This is a genomic window from Agromyces sp. NSFZ (assembly GCF_056156205.1).
This window is the reverse complement of record NZ_CM149585.1, coordinates 1,997,645-2,017,870: the sequence shown is the minus strand read 5'-3', so window position 1 is coordinate 2,017,870 and position 20,226 is coordinate 1,997,645. Positions and strand designations below refer to the sequence as shown.

Genomic DNA, 20,226 nt, shown 5'->3' with positions numbered 1-20,226 from the left:
TTCCTTGCGTAGAAGAACTCTAGCCGTTCAGCAGTTCTGCCGGCTCAGCCCTTCGAGAGCGCCGCGAAGCGGAACTTGAAGGACGCGTCGAGGGTGTCCTCGGCGCCTTCGACATCGGAGCCCACGACGACGACCTGCGCACCCTGGAGGTACGGCAGCGTCGACAGGTCGCCGGCGACCTTCTGCTGGATCTCTTCGATCAGCGCGGTGCGGGCGGCCGGGTCGGCCTCCGACGCCTGCTGGATGATGAGGTCGTTGACTTCCTGGTTCACGTAGTGGTTCGAGAGGAAGTTCTCGACCAGGAAGAACGGCGTCAGGTAGTTGTCGGCGTCGGAGTAGTCGGGGAACCAGCCGAGCTGGTACGCCGGGTACACGTCGGCCGTGCGATCCTTCGAGTACTGCACCCACTCGGTCGTCTGCAGGTTCACCGTGAACAGGCCGGATGCCTCCAGCTGGTCCTTGATGAGCGCGTACTCGTCGGCCGACGAGGGGCCGTAGTGGTCGTTCGAGTACTGCAGGTTCAGCTCGACCGGCGTGGTGACGCCCGCTGCCGCGAGACGCTCCTCGGCCTTGGCGGGGTCGGGCGCGCCCGCACCGTCGCCGTACAGCTCCTTGAGCGGCTCGATCGCACCGGCGAGACCCGCGGGGATGTAGGAGTACAGGGGCGTGTAGGTGCCCTTGTAGACCTGCTCCGAGAGCTCGTCGCGGTCGAGGAGGTCGGCCATGGCCTGGCGCACGGCGAGGGACTTCGCCGGGTCGGCGTCAGGCGTCTTCGCACCGAACGGCATCGTGTCGAAGTTGAACACGATGTAGCGGATCTCGCCACCCGGGCCCTCGACGACCTTGACGCTGTCGTTGCCCTTGAGGTCCTCGATGTCGGTCGAGGAGAGGCTCCGGTACGCGACGTCGATGTTGCCCTCCTGCACGTCGAGCTTCATGTTCGAGGACTCGGCGTAGTACTTCAGGTTGACCGTCTCGGTCTTGGGCTCGGCGAGCAGGCCCTGGTACTCGGGGTTCGCCTTGAACGACACCAGGTTGTTGAAGTCGTAGCTCGTGATCACGTACGGGCCGGCGAAGGCGTTGGCCTCGACGATGGCGTCGTCGGGGGTCAGCTCGTCGGCGGCGAAGACCTCGTCGTCGACGATCGCGCCCGGGAAGCTCGTGAGGATGAGCGGGAACACCTGGTCGTTCTCGGCCTTCAGGTTGAAGACGACCGTGGTGTCATCGGGAGCGTCGACGCTGTCGAGGTTGTAGAGCAGGCTCGACGGGCCGTTCTCGTCGGCGATCGCGAGCTGCCGGTCGAACGTGAACTTCACGTCGGCCGAGGTGAGGTCGTTGCCGTTGGCCCACTTGAGGCCCTCGGGGAGCGTCACCGTGAACTCGGTCGGCGAGGTGAACTCGGCCGACTCGGCGAGGTCGGGGACCACGTCGGTGCTCTGGTAGTCGGTGTTGAGCAGGTACGGGAAGACCTGCGTCTGCACGGCGAGCGAGCCGTTGTCGTACGAACCGGCCGGGTCGAGCGTCGTGACCTTGTCGGTTGTGCCGACCGTCAACGTGCCGCCAGCCGCCTCGGTGCTCCCGCCGCCGCCTGCCGAGCAACCGGCGAGGGCGAGGGCTGCCACCGAGAGACCGGCAGTCGCGATGAGCGCGCGCCGCCGGTTCGTGGATGCGGATGTCATATCCGTCTACCTCTTCCTGTCAGGACTGAAACGCGCAGCGGTGTACCGCGGCGCGCGCTGTCGTATCTCTCAGGACTAGCACACGCGCCCGGGAATCTTGCAGGACCGCCCAACCACACGGAGGAATGTTTATCGATCTGCAACCTTGGCCGCAGGACCTGTGCGCAGATGCGCACGAGGGCGGCGGATGCCGCTCAATCGCCGCGCAGGCTCCGACGCTCGGTCTCGAGCTCCACGAGGGCCCGCTGCAACGCCGTGAACGTGGCGGTGTCGGTGCGATCGGTGCGCTGCAGTCGCCCGAGGAGCTCGGACTTCTGACGCAGGAGCTCCCGGTCGATGAGCGAGGTGACGATGCCCCTGACGTAGACGGCCAGCTCGTCGTCGGTGCGTTGCGGCACGGGCGCGACCGCGAGCTGCCGCACGACGCCCGCGAACGGCGCGGGAACCTCGTCGATGAGACGGTCGACCCGCAGCGACGCGTCGCCCGAGGCGAGCACCGACGCGATGCCGTCGCGGATGACCGCGAGCGTCGCGTTGCCGAACCGGCAGTCGACCGCCTGTCGGAGGAGGTCGGGGCCGACTACGTCGGGGGCCTGGATCATCGCCTGCAGCACATCGCGCTCGAGCCTGGTCGAGGGGTCGTTCGGCAGTTCGGTGATCGAGAACGGCCGCTGCGGGGCATCCGTCGCCGGGGTCCTGCTCGTCGCCGGCTGCGCGTCGCCGGCGTCGCGCACCGGGCTGCGCCGCTCCCCTTGGCCGCCTTGGCCACCGTGGCCGCCGCGGCCGGTGATCGCCGATCGCACGGCCTGCGTCACCTCGCCGAGCTCCATGCCGAGCATGCGCGCCAGCTCGCGCGTGTAGCCCGGGCGCAGCGCGGGGTCGCGGATCTCGGCGACGATCGGCGCGGTGGTGCGGAGCGCGGCGACGCGGCCCTCGACCGTCTCGAGGTCGTACCGCGAGAGGCTGTGCCGGATCACGAACTCGAACATCGGGGTCTTGGTCTCGATGAGGGCACGCACGGCCGCGTCGCCGCGCGCCAGGCGCAGGTCGCACGGGTCGAGCCCGTCGGGAGCGACCGCGACGAACGTCTGCGCGGCGAACCGCTGCTCCTCGGCGAACGCACGCATCGCCGCCTGCTGCCCGGCCGCGTCGCCGTCGAAGGTGAAGACCACCTCGCCGAGGCTGGAGTCGTCGCCGAGCACACGACGGAGCACCTTGATGTGCTCGACGCCGAACGAGGTGCCCGACGTCGCGATCGCCGTGGTCACGCCCGCGAGGTGGCAGGCCATCACGTCGGTGTAGCCCTCGACGAGCACCACCCGGTGCGTCTTCGCGATGTCGCGTTTGGCGAGGTCGAGCCCGTACAGCACCTGCGCCTTGTGGTAGATCGCCGTCTCGGGCGTGTTGAGGTACTTGGGCCCCTGGTCGTCGTCGAGGAGCTTGCGGGCGCCGAACCCGACCGTCTGGCCCGTGACATCCCGGATCGGCCAGATCAGCCGGCCGCGGAACCGGTCGTACACCCCTCGGTCGCCCTGGGAGACGAGGCCGGATGCCGCGAGCTCCTCGGTCGTGTAGCCACGGGCCTCGAGGTGGTTGGTGAGCGCATCCCAGCTCTTCGGAGCGAAGCCGACGCCGAAGTGGCGCGCCGCCTCGGCGTCGAATCCGCGCTCGCCGAGGAACCGGCGAGCCGGCTCGGCTTCGGGCGAGCCGAGCCGCTCGACGAAGAACTCGGCGGCGGCCTGGTTCGCGGCGAGGAGCCGCGCGCGGTTGCCGTGATCGGAGGCCTGTCCCCCGTCTTCGTAGTGGAGCTCGAAGCCGATGCGACCGGCGAGGCGTTCGACCGCCTCGGTGAACGACACGTGGTCCATGCGCTGCAGGAACGTGTACACGTCGCCCGACTCGCCGCAGCCGAAGCAGTGGTAGTACCCGAGCTGCGGGCGCACGTGGAAGCTCGGGCTGCGCTCGTCGTGGAACGGGCAGAGCCCCTTCAGCGAGCCGACCCCGGCCGACTTGAGGCTGACATGCTCTCCGACGATGTCGGCGATGTTCGTGCGGGCCTTGACCTCCTCGACATCGCTCTGTCGAATCCGGCCCGCCATGGCTCTCATCCTAGTTTCCCTGAGCCCGTCGAAGGGCGGCAGGGCGTCACCGCTGCACGAGGCGCTCGTACCAGGCGAGCGCGGACTGGTCGGTGAGGCTCGCGACCTGGTCGACGACCACGCGCTTGCGCGCAGCGTCGTCGTCGGCCGCCCGCCAGTCCTCGGCGAAGCCCGCGTCGAGGTGCCGGTCGCCGGTCTCGTGCAGCATCTCGGCGAGCGAGGTGAGCACCTGCCGCTGCTGCGCGTAGATGGGCTGCCTCGTGTTCTTCGACATCACGAAGGCGGCGACGATGCCCTTGAGCACGGCGATCTCGGCCTGGATCTCGCGCGGCACGACGACGTCGGCGTCGAAGCGGATGAGGCTCGCCAGCGGGAAGGCCGAGCGCGTGGCATCCGTCGCGGCGTGCGCGAACCGGCCGATGAGCTGGCTCGTGAGGTTCTTCAGCTGCGCCTGGTCGCGGCGGCTGCCGCTCCACGAATCCATCCAGCCGTCGAGCGAATCCAGCCGGTCGAACGCCGCGATGAGCTCGTCGTGGCCGATGGCGCCGCCGATCCACTCGTACATCGAGGAGACGAGCGCGTCGTGGTCGACGCGTGCACCGAGGGCGGCCACGTCGACGTAGCCGTTGACGATGGCGTCTTCGAAGTCGTGCACCGAGTAGGCGATGTCGTCGGAGAGGTCCATGACCTGCGCCTCGATGCAGGGCCGGCGCTCGGGTGCCCCCCGGCGCAGCCACGTGAACACGTCGGCGTCGTCGTGGTAGAAGCCGAACTTGGCGCGCCCGCTCGGATCGGCGACGGCGTTCTGCTCGGGCCACGGGTACTTGCAGCTCGCGTCGAGGCTCGCGCGGGTGAGGTTGAGGCCGTGGCTGCGGCCGTCGGCGCCGAAGACCTTCGGCTCGAGCCGGGTGAGGAGGCGGAGCGTCTGCGCGTTGCCCTCGAAACCGCCGATGTCGGCCGCCCACGTGTTGAGGGCCTTCTCGCCGTTGTGGCCGAACGGCGGATGGCCGAGGTCGTGCGCGAGGCAGGCCGTGTCGACGACGTCGGGATCGAGGCCGAGGCTCGCGGCCAGCTCGCGGCCGACCTGCGCGACCTCGAGCGAGTGCGTGAGCCGGTTGCGGGCGAAATCGAGCCCCGCCGTGGGGCTCAGCACCTGCGTCTTCGCCGCCAGGCGCCGCAGCGCGCTCGAGTGGAGCAGCCGGGCCCGGTCGCGCGCGAAGTCGCTGCGGCCCGACGTGTGCCGCTCGGGCAGGCGCCGCTCGATGTCGGCGTCGCCGTAGCCGCCGAACAGTCGCTCTCGCACGTCAGCCGCCGCTCGTGTCGAGCTCGGCATCGACGAGGGTGGTGCGGTCGTCGCCGGCGAGCTCCTGGGAATCGAGCCACCCCGCGGGCAGCGCGGGGCTCTTCGGCGTGCCCGCACGGCCCCGCGGTCCTTCGGCGCCCTCGCCCGGGTACGGCATCGACCAGTCGAGCGTGCCGAGCAGCTCGTCGAGCTGGGCGAGCGACTCGACGGTCGCGAGCTTCGCCCGCAGCTCACCGCCGACCGGGTAGCCCTTGAAGTACCAGGCGACGTGCTTGCGGATGTCGCGGCAGCCGCGCTCCTCGCTGTCGAAGAACTCGGTGAGCAGCTCCGCGTGGCGGCGGAACGTCTGCGCGACCTCCCCCAGCGTCGGCTCGGCCTTGCGCTCGGTCCCTGAGCCTGTCGAAGGGCGGAACGCCGCCGCGAGGTCGCCGAAGAGCCACGGGCGGCCGAGGCATCCGCGACCCACGACCACACCGTCGCAGCCGGTCTCGGCGACCATGCGCAGTGCGTCGTCGGCCGACCAGATGTCGCCGTTCCCGAGCACCGGCACGCTCGTGACGGTCTGCTTGAGCTTCGCGATGGCCGACCAGTCGGCCTCGCCCGAGTAGAACTCGGCGGCTGTGCGGGCATGCAGCGCGACCGCGGCGACCCCGGCACCCTCGGCGATGCGGCCCGCCTCGAGATAGGTGAGGTGGTCGGCGTCGATGCCCTTGCGCATCTTCACGGTGAGCGGGATGTCGCCGGCCGCCTGCACCGCACCCTCGACGATGGCGCGGAAGAGCCCGCTCTTCCACGGGAGGGCGGCACCGCCGCCCTTGCGGGTGACCTTGGGCACGGGGCATCCGAAGTTCAGGTCGATGTGGTCGGCGCGGTCTTCGGCGACGAGCATCGTGACCGCCTCGGCGACGGTCTTCGGGTCGACGCCGTAGAGCTGGATCGACCGCGGCGTCTCGGACTCGTGGTGCGTGATGAGGCGCATCGACTCGGGGGTGCGCTCGACGAGCGCGCGCGACGTGATCATCTCGGAGACGTAGAGCCCCGCGCCGAACTCGCGGCAGAGTCGCCGGAACGCGGTGTTCGTGATGCCGGCCATCGGTGCCAGCACGACGGGGACGTCGAGTTCGAGCCCGCCGATGGACAGCGGGCCCGCGGGAAGCGTGGTGGTGGAGGGCATCGCCTTCGATTCTCCCAGAGATCGGGGCCTGGTCACCCTCGGTGGCGTGGCACGCCTAGGATTCCGAGGAAGACGAGGTGTGGAGGACGAGATGACCGACGGCACGCTGACGGGTGCGGAGCGGGTGCGGGCGGATGCCGCGGCTCGGGGCCTCGACATCGAGATCATCGAGCGACCGGCCGCCCGCAGCCTCGAGGAGGCCGCCGAGATCCTGGGGATCACGCCCGCGGACATCGTGAAGTCGCTCGTCGTGAAGAAGAGCGACGACACCTACGTGTTCGCGCTCGTGCCGGGCGGCCGCAAGATCTCGTGGCCGAAGCTGCGCGCGCTCCTCGGCGTGAACAAGCTGCAGCTTCCGGATGCCTCGCTCGCCCTCGCCGCGACCGGCTACGAGCGCGGCACCATCACGCCGCTCGGCTCGACGACGGCCTGGCCGGTCGTCGTCGATGCGACGATTCCGGGCCGCCGCGTGTCGATGGGCGCGGGCGAGCACGGCCGGAGCCTGTTCGTCGACGCCGACGCGCTGGTGCGCGCGTTCGACGCGACGGTCGCCGACATCACCGAGCCGGAGTAGGGACTACTCCCCCAGCCCGGGGATGGAGCAGACGTCGCCTTCGCACACCATCGCGGCCGGGTCGCCGGCCACCATGGTGAACGGCGACGGCGACGGGGCATCCGTCGACGGGGCATCCGTCGACGGGGCATCCGTCGACGGGGCATCCGTCGCCTGCGGCATCGCGGCGTCGCTCACGCCGCGGCCCCGTCGCGCTCGCCGGCCACCTGCGTGAGCACCTGCGAGAACACCTCGGCGGGCTGGGCGCCCGAGACGCCGTACTTGCCCTCGAAGACGAAGAAGGGCACGCCCTGGATGCCGTAGGCGCCGGCCTGGGCGATGTCGGCCTGCACCGCCGCGCCGTATCGGCCTGACTCGAGCGCCGCTCGCGCGGCATCCGCATCGAGCCCGACCTCGGCGGCGAGCTCGACGAGTTCCTCGACACGACCGACGTGGCGGCCCTCGGTGAAGTACGCGCGGAAGAGGCGCTCCGAGAGCTCGAGCTGCAGGCCCTGCTCCTTCGCGAAGTGCAGCAGCTCGTGGGCCTTGAGCGTCTTGGTGTGCTGCAGCGCGTCGTAGTCGTAGTCGAGCCCGGCCTGGGCGGCGATGCCGGTGACTCGGTCGATCATCATCTGCGCCTGCTCGACGGGGATGCGCTTGTGGCCCGCGAGGAAGTCGATCTCGGAGCCCTCGAAGTCGACGGGCGTGTCGGGGGCGAGCTCGAACGAGTGGTACTCGATCTCCACCTCCGGCGCGTCGTCGCCGAGCGCGGCGATGCCGCCCTCGAGGTGCCGCTTGCCGATGTAGCACCAGGGGCAGGCGATGTCGGACCAGATGTCGATCTTGATGGGGGACGTCACGACATATGCGAACGGATGCATCCACCGGCGTATTCCCGCCTCGGTCCCACTCGGCAGCGGCGCAGCGGCTCGCGGCGGCCTTCGCTCGCCAAGGCGGCCCGAACTCGGGCCGCTCAGGCGAGAACGTGCCGCCCGCGCCGGCGAGCAGGTGAGAAGCGAGCCTCAGGACGCGGCCGGCGCGTCCACCGCCCCGCCGAAGCGCCGGTTGCGCCCGGCGTACAGCTCGACCGCCTGCCACAGGTCGACCCGCGAGAAGTCGGGCCACAGCGTGTCGAGGAACACCATCTCGGCGTACGCCGACTGCCAGAGCAGGAAGTTCGACGTGCGCTGCTCCCCAGAGCTGCGCACGAACAGGTCGACGTCGGGCAGCTCGGGCACGTACAGCCGCTTGGCGATGAGCTTCTCGGTCACCGCAGACGGGCGGAGCCGACCGGATGCCACGTCGTCGGCGATCGACCGCACGGCGTCGGTGATCTCGTTCCGCCCGCCGTAGTTCACGCACATCGTGAGGGTCAGGGTGTCGTTGCCCGCCGTCAGTCGCTCGGCGTACTGCAGCTCGTTGATGACCGATGCCCAGAGTCGCGGCCGGCGGCCCGCCCAGCGGATGCGCACGCCCCACTCGTTGAGCTGGTCGCGCCGCCGGTGCAGCACGTCGCGGTTGTAGCCCATGAGGAAGCGCACCTCCTCGGGCGAGCGCTTCCAGTTCTCGGTCGAGAACGCGTACACCGAGAGGTGCTTCACGCCGATCTGCACGGCGCCGGCGACGACGTCGAGCAGGGCAGCCTCGCCCGCCTTGTGGCCCTCGATGCGCGTGAGCCCACGGCGGTTCGCCCACCGCCCGTTGCCGTCCATGACGATCGCGACATGCTCTGGCACCGCGCCCTTCGGCAGTTCGGGCGGGTACAGGCCCGTCCAGTCGAGGGGCTTGTACGGCACGGCGTCGCGATGCGTGTAGGGCTTGGGGGTCACGTGGTGGTCGTTTCTCTGGAGACGTGCGGCAGCGAGCGGAGTCCGCGCTCGAGGTGCCACTGGGTGTACGCGGCGACGATACCGCTCGCCTGGTTGCGGTCGACGGATGTCGCGGCCTCGGCGTGCGCCCAGTCGCCGGCGAGCAGCGACCCGAGCAGTGCCACGGTCGAGCCGGCGATGCGCGGCGTGCCCGGCGGGGCATCCTCGTCGCAGACCACGCCGCCGAGCTGCACGACGACCGCCGTGTGCTCGCCGGCTCTGCCGCAGCGCGCGCAGTCCTGGAAGCTCGGCGCCCACCCGGCGAGGGCGAGCGCGCGCAGCAGGTAGGAGTCGAGCGTGAGGCTGGCCCCGTGCTCGGCGCGGGCGAGCGAGCGCAGCGCGCCCACGAGCAGCAGGTACTGCTGCAGCGACCCCTCGGCCTCGGTGAGCTTGTCGGCCGCCTCGACCATGGCGTTCGCGGCCGTGTACGCCGCGTAGTCCTGCGTGATCTCGGCGCCGTACGAACCGAGCGACTCGGCCTGCGTGATCACGTCGAGCGTGCGGCCCTCGTAGAGCTGCAGGTCGGCGACCATGAAGGGCTCGAGACGCGCCCCGAACTTCGAGCCCGTGCGGCGCACGCCCTTGGCGACGGCCCGCACCTTGCCGTGACGGCGGGTGAGGAGCGTGACGATGCGGTCGGCCTCACCCAGCTTGTGGGTGCGCAGCACGACGGCTTCATCTCGGTACACGGGCACCTCTCGATTCTCCCACCGTCCACCGGCAGCCCGGTCGACGGCCACGCGTCACCGGCGCTCCGGTCGACGGTCCCCGCGTGGTACAACCGACGCATGACCCTCGCGCCGTTCGAGATCCCGCTCTGGGCCGACCTCGCGGCGGTGGCCGTCGGCGCTCTGCAGGGCGCCATGTTCGCGGGCCGGCTGAAGGAGCGCCGGCTCGACCTCCTCGGCGTGGCGCTCATCGGCATCCTCGTCGGGCTGGGCGGAGGCCTCCTCCGCGACATCCTGATCAACCAGATGCCCGCCGCGATGAAGAGCAACTGGTACCTGCTCGTCGCGACGCTCGCCGCGCTCGTCGGCATGGCGCTGCTGCGCCTGTTCACGCGGCTCAACCCGCTCATCATCGCGCTCGACGCCGTGACGATCGGCCTCTTCGCCGCCATCGGCACGACGAAGGCGCTCGCGTACGGCGTGCCCGAGGTACCCGCGCTCTTCGTCGGCGTCGTGTCGGCGGTGGGCGGCTCCATCCTGCGCGACGTGTCGCTCAACCTGCCGATCGCCCTCATGCACGTCGGGTCGCTCTACGCGGTGGCGGCCGGCGTCGGGACGGTGCTCATCGTGGTGCTCGTCGCCCTCGGGGCGAACATCACCGTCGCAGCGACGGCGTGCGTCATCGTGACCACGGCGATCCGGCTCGGCTCGGTGCGGTTCGGCTGGAGCCTTCCAGAGCAGCGCGCCATCGCCACCTGGCGCGTGTGGCGCCGGCCCTGACCACGGACGACGGATGCCGCGCCCGCGAGTGCGGGACGCGGCATCCGCTGCTCGAATCCACCTAGACGGTGACCGCCTCGCGCGCCGGGGCCGCGACGCGCGATCCGCGCAGCGCCCGGTTGACGGCCGAGACGACGGCCTTCAGCGACGCGGTGGAGATGTCGGCGTCGACGCCGACGCCCCACAGCGTGCGGCCCTCGACCTGGCACTCGACGTAGGCCGCGGCGAGGGCGTCGCCCCCGGCCGACAGGGCATGCTCGCTGTAGTCGAGCACGCGCACGTCGACGCCCTCGGCGGCGAGCACCGAGAGGAACGCCGCGACCGGGCCGTTGCCCGAGCCGTCGGCCTCGACGCGCTCGTCGCCGTCGCGGAGTCCGACGCGCACCCGCACGTCGCCCGTGAGGTCGCTCTCGGTGCGCAGCGACAGCAGTTCGAATCGTCCCCACTTCTCGTCGGGGCGGTCCTGCGGGGCCGGCAGGTACTCGTCGTTGAAGATGCGCCAGATCTCGTCGCTCGAGACCTCGCCGCCCTCGGCGTCGGTCTTGGCCTGCACGACGCCCGAGAACTCGATCTGCAGGCGGCGCGGCAGGTCGAGCGCGTGGTCGGTCTTCAGCAGGTACGCGACGCCGCCCTTGCCCGACTGCGAGTTGACGCGGATGACGGCCTCGTAGCTTCGCCCGAGGTCCTTCGGGTCGACCGGCAGGTAGGGCACCGCCCATTCGAGGTCATCGACGTTGATGCCGCGCTCGGCGGCGCGCGCCTCCATGGCCTCGAAGCCCTTCTTGATCGCGTCCTGGTGCGACCCCGAGAACGCGGTGTACACGAGGTCGCCCGCCCACGGGCTGCGCTCGGGCACCGGCAGCTGGTTGCAGTACTCGGCGGTGCGCTTGACCTCGTCGATGTCGGAGAAGTCGATCTGCGGGTCGATGCCCTGCGTGAAAAGGTTGATGCCGAGCGCCACCAGGTCGACGTTTCCGGTGCGCTCGCCGTTGCCGAACAGGCATCCCTCGATGCGGTCGGCCCCGGCCATGTAGCCGAGTTCTGCGGCGGCGACGGCCGTGCCGCGGTCGTTGTGCGGGTGCAGCGAGAGGATCACGTTCTCGCGGTGGTTCAGGTGCCGCGACATCCACTCGATCGAGTCGGCGTAGACGTTGGGCGTCGCCATCTCGACGGTCGCGGGCAGGTTGATGATCACCTTGCGCTCTGCCGTGGGCTCGAGCACCTCGAGCACCTGGTTGCACACGTCGACGGCGAACTCGAGCTCAGTGCCGGTGTAACTCTCGGGCGAGTACTCGTAGTACACGGTCGTGCCCGGCACCGTCGCCTCCATCTCGCGGCACTTGCGGGCGCCGTGCAGCGCGATGTCGATGACGCCCTGGCGGTCGGTGCGGAAGACGACCTCGCGCTGCAGGATGCTCGTCGAGTTGTAGAGGTGCACGATCGCCTGCTTGGCGCCGCGGATCGACTCGTAGGTGCGCTCGATGAGGTGGTCGCGCGACTGGGTGAGCACCTGGATGGTGACGTCGTCGGGAATGGCGCCGTCGTCGATGAGGCCGCGCACGAAGTCGAAGTCGGTCTGGCTCGCGCTCGGGAACCCGACCTCGATCTCCTTGTAGCCCATGCGCACGAGCATGTCGAACATGATGCGCTTGCGCTCGGGGCTCATGGGGTCGATGAGCGCCTGGTTGCCGTCGCGCAGGTCGACGGCGCACCAACGCGGCGCCTGCTCGATGCGTGCGGACGGCCACGTGCGGTCGGGCAGGTCGACGCGGATCTGCTCGTGGTACGGGCGATACCGATGCACGGGCATCGGCGACGGCTTCTGGGTGTTCTTCATGGGGTGCTCTTCTCGCTCTGCGGATGGATTCAGCCGACGACGAACTCCGCAGCGAGGGAGGCCTGTGAACTAGGACTCGCTGCGGCAGCTAAGGAGAAGCAGGCCGTGAAGCACGCATCAAGGGTAACACCGCCGTTGCGTGGGAACGCAATCGTGACGCCGGCGGCATCTACCCGACGTTTCCGTTCCCGCGTCATGCGTCCGATGGAACGGCGACGCGACGCGGGAACGGAAACACGGGCAGGCGGATGCCGCAGCCACGCGACATCCGCCCGCTCGACTCACTCCACCGCGAGCGCGACCACCGGGGCGACCCGCATGGCGCGACGCGCGGGCGCGACGGATGCAACGAACGTGAGCACCCCGGCCGCGAGGAGCAGGCCGCCGAACATCGCCCACGGGATGCCGGGCAGCACGAACGCCGGCTCCCCCTGCGCGCCGCCGAGCAGCGCCTGCGCGCCCGCCCAGCCGTAGCCGAAGCCGAGCACGATCCCGGTCACGGTGGCGGCGAGCGTGAGTGCTGCGCTCTCGGCCACGATCATGCGGCGCAACTGCCCGCGATCGAATCCGAGCGCGCGCAGCAGCCCCAGTTCGCGGGTGCGCTGCATGACGCTCAGGGACAGGGTGTTCACCATGCCGATCGCGGCGATGACGGCGCTGAACCCGATGAGCACCGTGAAGACCGCGATCGTGACGTTGAGCATCTCGTCGATGCCCGCGTACACCTCGGGCTGCACGCGCTGCGCCTCGAGGAGCATGGCGCGATACGACTCCATGGTCACGGCGAACGTGGTGACGAGGGTCACGCCGATCACGAGCCCGATCGTCATGCGAGAACTGCGCTCGGGGTGGCGCACGGCGTTCTCCGCCGCGAGGCGGGCGGCCGGCGAGCGGCCGAGGGCACGTCCGACGAGCCGCAGCACGGGCGGCATCACGACGTGCGCGCCGAGCACGATGCCCGTGAACGAGAGGATGCCGCCCGCCATACCGACGAGCACGCCGTAGGGCTCCGTGAGGCCCCACACGACGCCCGCGACGAGCAGGCCGATGCCGAGCACGAACAGCACGACGGCGCTGACGTTGCGCACCCGGCGACGACCGAGCTCTTCACGGTCGGGCTCGGCGGCGTTGCCGATCGCCTGGATCGGCCGCACCCGCAGCACCCGACGGGATCCGACCCACGAGGCGAGCCACGTCGTGACCACCACGGCGACGGCGGGGAGGACGATCGCGGGGTTGAGGTAGCCGTACTCGGTCGCAGGCATGATGTCGGTCGCCACCGCGAACTCCTCGAGCAGGAAGGCGAGACCGGTGCCCGCGACGACGCCGATCGCGGCGCCGACGAGCCCGATGCCGAGCCCCTCCTTCGCGATGTGCGCACGCTGAGCCCGTGCGGTCGAGCCGATGAGGCGGAGCAGCGCGATCAGGCGTGTGCGGCCGGCCACGACGGTGGCGACCGTGTTCGCGGTGACGATCGCGCTCACGTACACGGCGATGACGATGAACACGGCCGCGATGATGCCGAGCATGAGGGCGACGGTGTCGCTCTCCCCCGTCACCTCGTCGGCGGCGATCGCGGCGGCGAGGAGGCCCGTGACGTGCAGCAGCGCCACGCCGAAGGTGCCCGCGAGGGCGGCGACGAGCAGTGTGGGCCACTGGTCGGCGAACCGGGAGCGCATCACGCCGCGACCTCCATCGAGAGCATGAACGACGAGATCTCCTCGGGCGTCGATCGGGGTGCGTCGCGCACGATGCGCCCATCTGCGAGGAACAGGATGCGGTCGGCGTGGCTGGCCGCCACCGGGTCGTGCGTCACCATCGCGATCGACTGCCCGAAGCCGGCACTCGCGCCGGCGAGGAGGCCGAGCACCTCGCGTCCGGTGCGCGAATCGAGATTGCCCGTCGGCTCGTCGGCGAAGAGCAGGTCGGGCCGGGTCGCGAGCGCACGCGCGATCGCGACGCGCTGCTGCTGCCCGCCCGAGAGCTCGTGCGGCCGGTGCCGCAGGCGGGCCGCGAGCCCGAGGGTCTCGATGAGCTCGTCGATCCACGCCCGCTCCTCGCGGGTCGGTCGGCGACCGTCGAGTTCGAACGGGAGCAACACGTTGCCGGCGGCGTCGAGCGTCGGCACGAGGTTGAAGGACTGGAACACGAAGCCGATGCGCCGGCGGCGGAGCACGGTGAGCGCGGAGTCGGTGAGTTCGGTGATGTCGGTGTCGCCGAGCCAGACGCGTCCGGCGGTCGGCGAGTCGAGGCCGGCCATGATGTGCATCAGGGTCGACTTGCCCGAGCCCGACGGGCCCATGATGGCCGTGAACTCGCCGCGGCGGAGTCCGAGGGAGACGCCGTCCAGCGCGGTGACGGCGCCGGGGCCCTCCCCGTAGCGCTTGCCGAGGTCGATGACGCGTGCGATGAGGCCGAGGTCGGAGGGTTGGATCTGCATGGTCTCGACGCTACGGTCGGCGTCGCGAGGCGGCATCCGGCCAGGGAGTGGTCTCGGATCATCCTCGAGGATGACGCGTCGGTCGCTGAGCCCGTCGGTCGCCGAGCCCGTCGAAGCGGCCCCTTCGACAAGCTCAGGGACCGCCTTCGACAGGCTCAGGGACCGCCTTCGACAGGCTCAGGAGCCGGTGCCGAGGTCGTGCTCGTAGGCGAACACCACGAGCTGCACGCGGTCGCGCAACGAGAGCTTCGCCAGGATGCGGCTCACGTGCGTCTTGACGGTCGCCTCCGAGAGGAACTCGGATGCCGCGATCTCCGAGTTCGACAGGCCCCGCGCCGCGAGCCCGAAGATCTCGCGTTCGCGCGGGGTGAGCTCCGACCAGGCGGCCGGCGCCGGACGCAGGCCGTTCCCCCGGCCGACGTGCGCGAACAGCTCGCGCGTGGCGGTGGCCGCGATGACCTGGTTGCCCTGGTGCACCGTGCGGATGGCGGCGAGCAGGAACTCGGGGTCGGCGTCCTTGAGCACGAATCCGCTCGCGCCCGCCCGGATCGCGCGCGCCGCGTTCTCGTCGAGGTCGAACGTCGTGAGCACGAGGATGCGCGGCGGGGTGCGTCCCTCGGCATCGGCGTCGGCCAGGATGCGCTCGGTCGCCGCGATGCCGTCCTGCAGCGGCATCCGCACGTCCATGAGCATCACGTCGGGACGGGAGCGAGCCGCCAGGGCGACCGCCGCGACGCCGTCTCCCGCCTCCCCGGCGACCTCGAGGTCGGGTTGCGACTCCACGAGCATGCGGATGCCCGCGCGGAACAGCGCCTGGTCGTCGACGAGGGCGACGCGGATGCCGCTCATGCGGGCCTCCCCGCCTGGGCGGGGATCCGGGCGGTGAGCCGGAACCTGCCGTCCTCGCCCGCTTCGGCCCGGAGCGTGCCGCCGGCGAGCTGTGCACGCTCGTGCATGCCCGGGATGCCGTGGCGGAAGGCCGGCGACGGCTCGCCGGCCGCGGCATCCGACCGCAGGGCGTTCACGATCTCGAGGTCGACGCCGGCGTCGTCCCACGCGAGGCGGAGGTCGACCGGCGCCGAGGCGTCTCCATGGCGGAGCGCGTTGGTGAGGCCCTCCTGCACGATGCGGTACACGGCGATCTGGTGCCCGGTGCCGAGTTCGATGCGCTCGCCCGACTCGGAGAACCGCACGTCGAGGCCGGTCGTGCGCACCTGGTCGATCAGCCGACCGAGATCGTCGAGGACCGGTTGCGGCGCATCGCCCTCGTGATGGCGCAGCTCGGCGAGCAGGAGCCGTACGTCGCCGAGGGCGCCGCGCGCGACGCCCGCAATGGTGTCGAGTGCCTCCACGGCCGCCTCGGGTCTCGCGCGGGCGGCGAACCGGGAGCCGTCGGCCTGGGCGATGACCACCGCGAGCGAGTGGGCGACGACGTCGTGCATGTCGCGGGCGATGCGGTTGCGCTCCTGCTCGACCGCGAAGCGGTACTGGGCGAGTTCGCGCTGGCGGTTCGCGAGTTCCTCGCGGCGCCGCGTCTCACGGGTGTCCCGCACCGTGCGCACCAGCAGCCCGGCGGTCCAGGCGAGCACCAGCACGGCGATCGCGGCCACGAAGAGGAGCCCGATCGCGAGCGACGTGCCGATCGCGTTGCTCGGGCTCCCGAGCAACGACGCTCCGTCGAGCAGCGGCTTCATGACGCCCAGGTAGGCGGTCGCGACCACGGCGCCGAAACCGGCCGACGCGAGGCCGAGCCACTTGACCACCTGGTCGCCGCGCGCCGCCGTGGTGTAGAGCACCCCGAGGACCGCGGTGTCGTAGAGCTGCAGGTCGCGAAGCGCGGCCATCTGCACCACGGCGGCGGCCCACGCCACCCCGAGGGCGACCGCCGGCGAGCGACGGCGCACCGCGAGCGCGCCCGTGAACCCGGCCAGCGCGACGAGGTCGGCGGCGTTGCCGAGCAGCGCGAACGGCAGGCAGACGAGCGCGAAGACCCCGGCGAGCACGATGTCCGTCGTGATCATGCCTCGGGTCACGGATGTCTGCACCGATCCACCGTATGCCGTGCCGCCCCGGCTGCCGGCCGCGGAGCGGCGGAATCATCCTCCAGTCGTACGCGCGGCCCGCCGCTCAGAAGCCGAGTCGCCCGAGCTGCTTCGGGTCGCGCTGCCAGTCCTTCGCGACCTTCACGTGCAACGCGAGGTACACCTTGCGGCCGAGCAGCGCCTCGATCTGCGCGCGCGCCGTCGCACCGACCTCGCGAAGGCGCTGCCCGCCCTTGCCGATGATGATGCCCTTCTGGCTGTCGCGTTCGACGAAGACGTTCGCGTAGACCTCGAGCAGGTCCTTGTCCTCCCGCTCGATCATGTCGTCGACGGTGACGGCGATCGAGTGCGGCAGCTCGTCGGACACGCCCTCGAGCGCGGCCTCGCGCACGAACTCGGCGATGCGCTCGGTGACGTCCTCGTCGGTGCGCGCCTCTGCCGGGTACAGCGGATGCTCCGAGGTGGGCATGAGCTTCAGCAACTCGTCGACCAGGACGTCGAGCTGCTCGCCCTTCGGCGCCGACACCGGGATCACCGAGTCCCATTCGCGCAGCTCGGATACGGCCAGCAACTGCTCCGCCACCTCGGCCTTCGACGCGGCATCCGTCTTGGTGACGATGGCCACCTTCTTCGCGCGCGGATACTGGTCGAGCTGCTCGTTGATGAACCGGTCGCCGGGGCCGATGGCCTCGTTCGCGGGTACGCAGAAGGCGATCACGTCGACGTCGCCGAGGGTGGACTGCACGAGCGTGTTGAGGCGCTCCCCGAGGAGCGTGCGCGGGCGGTGCAGCCCCGGGGTGTCCACGAGGATGAGCTGCCCGTGGTCGCGGTGCACGATGCCGCGGATGGCGCGTCGCGTCGTCTGCGGCTTCGAGCTCGTGATCGCCACCTTCTCGCCGACGAGTGCGTTGGTGAGTGTCGACTTGCCGACGTTCGGGCGTCCGACGATCGAGACGAATCCGGCCCGGTACTCAGCCACGGTGGTTCCTTCCTTCGAGCTCGCCGGTGTCGAACGCCGACTGGGCGTCGATGAGCGCCTGGTCGCGTTCCACGAGGATCGTCGAGATGCGCTTGCGCCGTCCTTCGGTGCGTTCGGCCTCGAGGATGAGCCCGGACACGGTGACCCGCTCGCCGAGGAGCGGCAGGTGGCCGAGCTCCTTGGCCAGCAGGCCCCCGGCGGAGTCGACGTCCTCGTCTTCGAGGTCGAGTCCGAAGAGCTCGCCGAGCTCGTCGACGGGCAGGCGCGCGTTCACGCGGAACCGGCCGTCGCCCAGGTCTTCGACCTGGGCTGCCTCACGGTCGTACTCGTCGGAGATGTCGCCGACGAGCTCCTCGATGAGGTCTTCGAGCGTGGCGAGGCCGGCGATGCCGCCGTACTCGTCGACGACCATGGCGAGGTGGTTCGACTCGAGCTGCATCTGGCGCAGCAGCGCGTCGGCCTTCATCGAGTCCGGCACGAACAGGGCCGGACGGGCGAGCTCGCCGACGGTGAGCGTCTCGGCGTCGAGGGGTCGCTCGAAGCCGAGCCGCGCGAGATCGCGGAGGTACAGGATGCCGATCACGTCGTCGGCGTCCTTCGCGATCACCGGGATGCGCGAGAAGCCGGCCTTGAGGAACAGGGCCATGGCCTGCGCGAGGTGCGCGGTGGCGTCGATCGTGATCATGTCGGTGCGGGGCACCATCACCTCGCGCACCACGGTGTCGTTGAACTCGAAGATCGAGTGGATGAGCTCGCGATCGCCCTCCTCGAGCACGTCGAGCTCGGTCGCCTCGTCGACCATGCTCAGCAGCTGCTCCTCGCTCGAGACGCCGGCGAAGCGGATGCGTCCGGGCGTGACCCGGTTGCCGAGGGACACGAGCGCATTCGCGAGCGGACCGAGCAGCACGCGCACGAAGTGCACGATGGGCGCGGTGAGTCGCAGCACTGCGGCGGCGTGCGCCCGGCCCACGCTGCGCGGGCTCGCACCCACGAGCACGAACGAGACCGCGGTCATGATGAGCGCCGAGTACAGCAGGACCAGCCACACGTTGTCGAGGAACGTCGCGAAGGCCAGCGTCACGAGCACCGCGGCCGTGGTCTCCGCGAGGATGCGCATGAAGTTCACGGCGTTCACGTGCGCGCCCGCGTCCTCGGCGATCGCGAGGAGCGAGCGCCTGGCGCGCGCCCCGATGGCGAGGTCCGTGATGTCGGCTCGCGAGCTCACGCCGATGGCCGAGTCGACCGCCGCCATCAGGCCGCCGAACGCCACGAGCACGAAGGCCGCTCCGATGAAGAGCCAGGGCTGCATGGTCAGCGGCGCCGCTCCTGCATCGTGAAGCCCACGAGGATGTCGCGCTGGATGCCGAACATCTCCTTCTCCTCCGCCGCATCGGCGTGGTCGAACCCGAGCAGGTGCAGGATGCCGTGGGTGGTCAGCAGCAGCAGCTCGTCGGAGAGCGGATGCCCCGCCGTCTTCGCCTGCGCCTCCGCGACCTGCGGGCACAGCACGACGTCGCCGAGCAGTCCGGCCGGCGTGGGCTGGTCCTCGGTGCCGGGCCGGAGTTCGTCCATCGGGAAGCTCAGCACGTCGGTGGGGCCCGGCTCGTCCATCCACTGCACGTGCAGCTGCTCCATTGCGCCCTCGTCGACGAGGACGATCGCGAGCTCGGCGTCAGGGTGCACGTGCATGGCGTCGAGCGCGTAGACGGCGAGCCGCTGCAGTGCGCCCTCGTCGACCTGGACGCCCGACTCGTTGTTGACCTCGATGCTCATGCCTTGCCGCCCTTCCGCGGCAGGTGGTCGCGCGGGGCGTTGCCGCGCCGCTCCGCGCGGTTCGCGAACTCGCGCGCCTGCTCGCGCTCGAACCGCTGCGCCTGCGAGCGCTGGTCGAACTCGGTGTACGCGTCGACGATGCGGCTCACGAGCGTGTGCCGCACCACGTCATCGCTGGTCAAGCGAGCGAAGTGGATGTCGTCGAGGTGCTCGAGGATGCGCGTCACGATGCGGAGCCCGCTCGAGCCGCCGGGCAGGTCGACCTGGGTGATGTCGCCGGTGACGACCATCTTCGAGCCGAACCCGAGGCGGGTGAGGAACATCTTCATCTGCTCCGGCGTGGTGTTCTGGGCCTCGTCGAGCACGACGAACGAGTCGTTGAGGGTGCGGCCTCGCATGTAGGCGAGCGGCGCGACCTCGACGGTGCCCGAGGCGAGCAGCCTCGGCACGAGCTCGGGGTCCATCATCTCGTTGAGGGCGTCGTAGAGCGGCCGCAGGTAGGGGTCGATCTTCTCGGTGAGGGTGCCGGGCAGGAAGCCGAGCCGCTCCCCCGCCTCGACGGCGGGACGCGTGAGGATGATGCGGTTCACCTCCTTGCGCTGCAGCGCCTGCACGGCCTTCGCCATGGCGAGGTAGGTCTTGCCCGTACCGGCGGGGCCGATGCCGAACACGATCGTGTTCTCGTCGATCGCATCGACGTACTGCCGCTGGCCCTCGGTCTTCGGTCGGATCGTCTTGCCGCGTGCCGAGACGATGACCTGCCCGAGCATCTCGCTGGGCTTGGAGTTGGGGTCGGCTTCGAGCATCCGGGCGGAGCTCCTCACTTCGGTCGGTGTGGGGTCCTGGCCGCTGCGCACGAGCTCCAGGAGTTCTTCGATGAGGCGGCGGACGCGCAGTCGCTCCTCGGTCTCGCCGCGGATGGCGATCTCGTTGCCGCGCACGTGCACCTCGACGCCGGGATACTCGCGTTCGATCGACGAGAGCAGGCGGTCCTGCGGTCCGAGGAGCCGTACCATGGCGATGCCGTCGAT

Annotated in this window: 19 protein-coding genes; 2 read left to right on the top strand and 17 right to left on the bottom strand. The window is 70.5% G+C overall.

Annotation, left to right across the window (positions count from 1 at the left end; genetic code table 11):
* Positions 1-44: 44 nt before the first annotated feature.
* The 4 genes from ACVFI9_RS09585 to dusB all read right to left on the bottom strand — a co-directional run bounded on the left by ACVFI9_RS09585 (position 45) and on the right by dusB (position 6,255).
* Positions 45-1,679, bottom strand: coding sequence for an ABC transporter substrate-binding protein (locus ACVFI9_RS09585; protein ID WP_474766060.1), 1,635 nt, complete (start codon positions 1,677-1,679; stop codon positions 45-47).
* Positions 1,680-1,873: 194 nt separating this feature from the next.
* Positions 1,874-3,778: a DNA primase gene (gene dnaG, locus ACVFI9_RS09580; RefSeq protein WP_474766058.1), complete on the bottom strand. Its 1,905-nt coding sequence runs from the start codon at positions 3,776-3,778 to the stop codon at positions 1,874-1,876.
* Between the two features lie 46 nt (positions 3,779-3,824).
* Positions 3,825-5,111: a deoxyguanosinetriphosphate triphosphohydrolase gene (locus ACVFI9_RS09575; protein WP_474766057.1), complete on the bottom strand. Its 1,287-nt coding sequence runs from the start codon at positions 5,109-5,111 to the stop codon at positions 3,825-3,827.
* Entirely contained in the window at positions 5,083-6,255 is a 1,173-nt protein-coding gene (gene dusB, locus ACVFI9_RS09570; protein WP_474766056.1) for a tRNA dihydrouridine synthase DusB, read from the bottom strand. The genes ACVFI9_RS09575 and dusB overlap by 29 nt, the downstream gene beginning before the upstream one ends.
* A 91-nt stretch (positions 6,256-6,346) precedes the next feature.
* On the opposite strand from dusB, the gene ACVFI9_RS09565 reads away from it, so the two are divergent.
* The gene (locus ACVFI9_RS09565; protein WP_474766054.1) at positions 6,347-6,829 is read left to right on the top strand and encodes an aminoacyl-tRNA deacylase; all 483 of its coding nucleotides are present in this window, start codon (positions 6,347-6,349) and stop codon (positions 6,827-6,829) included.
* A 3-nt stretch (positions 6,830-6,832) separates the two neighbouring features.
* Here the strand turns inward: ACVFI9_RS09565 and ACVFI9_RS09560 are convergent, their stop codons facing one another.
* From ACVFI9_RS09560 to recO, 4 genes are all read right to left on the bottom strand, one after another.
* The gene (locus ACVFI9_RS09560; protein ID WP_474766052.1) at positions 6,833-7,006 is read right to left on the bottom strand and encodes a hypothetical protein; all 174 of its coding nucleotides are present in this window, start codon (positions 7,004-7,006) and stop codon (positions 6,833-6,835) included.
* Positions 7,003-7,668, bottom strand: coding sequence for a DsbA family oxidoreductase (locus tag ACVFI9_RS09555; RefSeq protein ID WP_474766050.1), 666 nt, complete (start codon positions 7,666-7,668; stop codon positions 7,003-7,005). Before ACVFI9_RS09555 ends, ACVFI9_RS09560 begins: the two co-directional genes overlap by 4 nt.
* 162 nt (positions 7,669-7,830) lie before the next feature.
* Positions 7,831-8,637 (bottom strand): isoprenyl transferase, encoded by an 807-nt coding sequence (locus ACVFI9_RS09550; protein WP_474766048.1) that lies wholly within the window; start codon positions 8,635-8,637, stop codon positions 7,831-7,833.
* Positions 8,634-9,371 carry a DNA repair protein RecO gene (gene recO, locus ACVFI9_RS09545; RefSeq protein WP_474766047.1) on the bottom strand — a complete coding sequence of 246 codons (738 nt, stop codon included), beginning with the start codon at positions 9,369-9,371 and terminating at the stop codon, positions 8,634-8,636. The genes ACVFI9_RS09550 and recO overlap by 4 nt, the downstream gene beginning before the upstream one ends.
* 93 nt (positions 9,372-9,464) lie before the next feature.
* Here recO and ACVFI9_RS09540 point away from each other — a divergent pair, with 93 nt between their 5' ends.
* Positions 9,465-10,124, top strand: a complete 660-nt coding sequence (locus tag ACVFI9_RS09540) for a trimeric intracellular cation channel family protein (protein ID WP_474766045.1) — start codon at positions 9,465-9,467, stop codon at positions 10,122-10,124.
* A 61-nt stretch (positions 10,125-10,185) separates the two neighbouring features.
* Here the strand turns inward: ACVFI9_RS09540 and leuA are convergent, their stop codons facing one another.
* The 9 genes from leuA to ACVFI9_RS09495 form a co-directional block, all read right to left on the bottom strand.
* Positions 10,186-11,961, bottom strand: a complete 1,776-nt coding sequence (gene leuA / locus ACVFI9_RS09535; protein WP_474766043.1) for a 2-isopropylmalate synthase — start codon at positions 11,959-11,961, stop codon at positions 10,186-10,188.
* Between the two features lie 281 nt (positions 11,962-12,242).
* A complete protein-coding gene (locus ACVFI9_RS09530) occupies positions 12,243-13,640 on the bottom strand; it encodes an ABC transporter permease (protein WP_474766220.1) in 1,398 nt (465 codons plus the stop codon).
* Positions 13,640-14,401 (bottom strand): ABC transporter ATP-binding protein, encoded by a 762-nt coding sequence (locus ACVFI9_RS09525; RefSeq protein ID WP_474766041.1) that lies wholly within the window; start codon positions 14,399-14,401, stop codon positions 13,640-13,642. The genes ACVFI9_RS09530 and ACVFI9_RS09525 overlap by 1 nt, the downstream gene beginning before the upstream one ends.
* Positions 14,402-14,578: 177 nt before the next feature.
* Entirely contained in the window at positions 14,579-15,250 is a 672-nt protein-coding gene (locus ACVFI9_RS09520; protein ID WP_474766040.1) for a response regulator, read from the bottom strand.
* Positions 15,247-16,446, bottom strand: a complete 1,200-nt coding sequence (locus ACVFI9_RS09515) for a sensor histidine kinase (protein ID WP_474766038.1) — start codon at positions 16,444-16,446, stop codon at positions 15,247-15,249. The genes ACVFI9_RS09520 and ACVFI9_RS09515 overlap by 4 nt, the downstream gene beginning before the upstream one ends.
* Before the next feature lie 82 nt (positions 16,447-16,528).
* Positions 16,529-17,422: a GTPase Era gene (gene era / locus ACVFI9_RS09510; protein ID WP_474766036.1), complete on the bottom strand. Its 894-nt coding sequence runs from the start codon at positions 17,420-17,422 to the stop codon at positions 16,529-16,531.
* On the bottom strand, positions 17,415-18,731 hold the full coding sequence (locus ACVFI9_RS09505) for a hemolysin family protein (RefSeq protein WP_474766035.1): 1,317 nt from the start codon (positions 18,729-18,731) through the stop codon (positions 17,415-17,417). The genes era and ACVFI9_RS09505 overlap by 8 nt, the downstream gene beginning before the upstream one ends.
* A gap of 2 nt (positions 18,732-18,733) precedes the next feature.
* Positions 18,734-19,195: an rRNA maturation RNase YbeY gene (gene ybeY, locus ACVFI9_RS09500; RefSeq protein ID WP_474766034.1), complete on the bottom strand. Its 462-nt coding sequence runs from the start codon at positions 19,193-19,195 to the stop codon at positions 18,734-18,736.
* Positions 19,192-20,211, bottom strand: coding sequence for a PhoH family protein (locus ACVFI9_RS09495; protein WP_474766219.1), 1,020 nt, complete (start codon positions 20,209-20,211; stop codon positions 19,192-19,194). The genes ybeY and ACVFI9_RS09495 overlap by 4 nt, the downstream gene beginning before the upstream one ends.
* Positions 20,212-20,226: the final 15 nt, after the last annotated feature.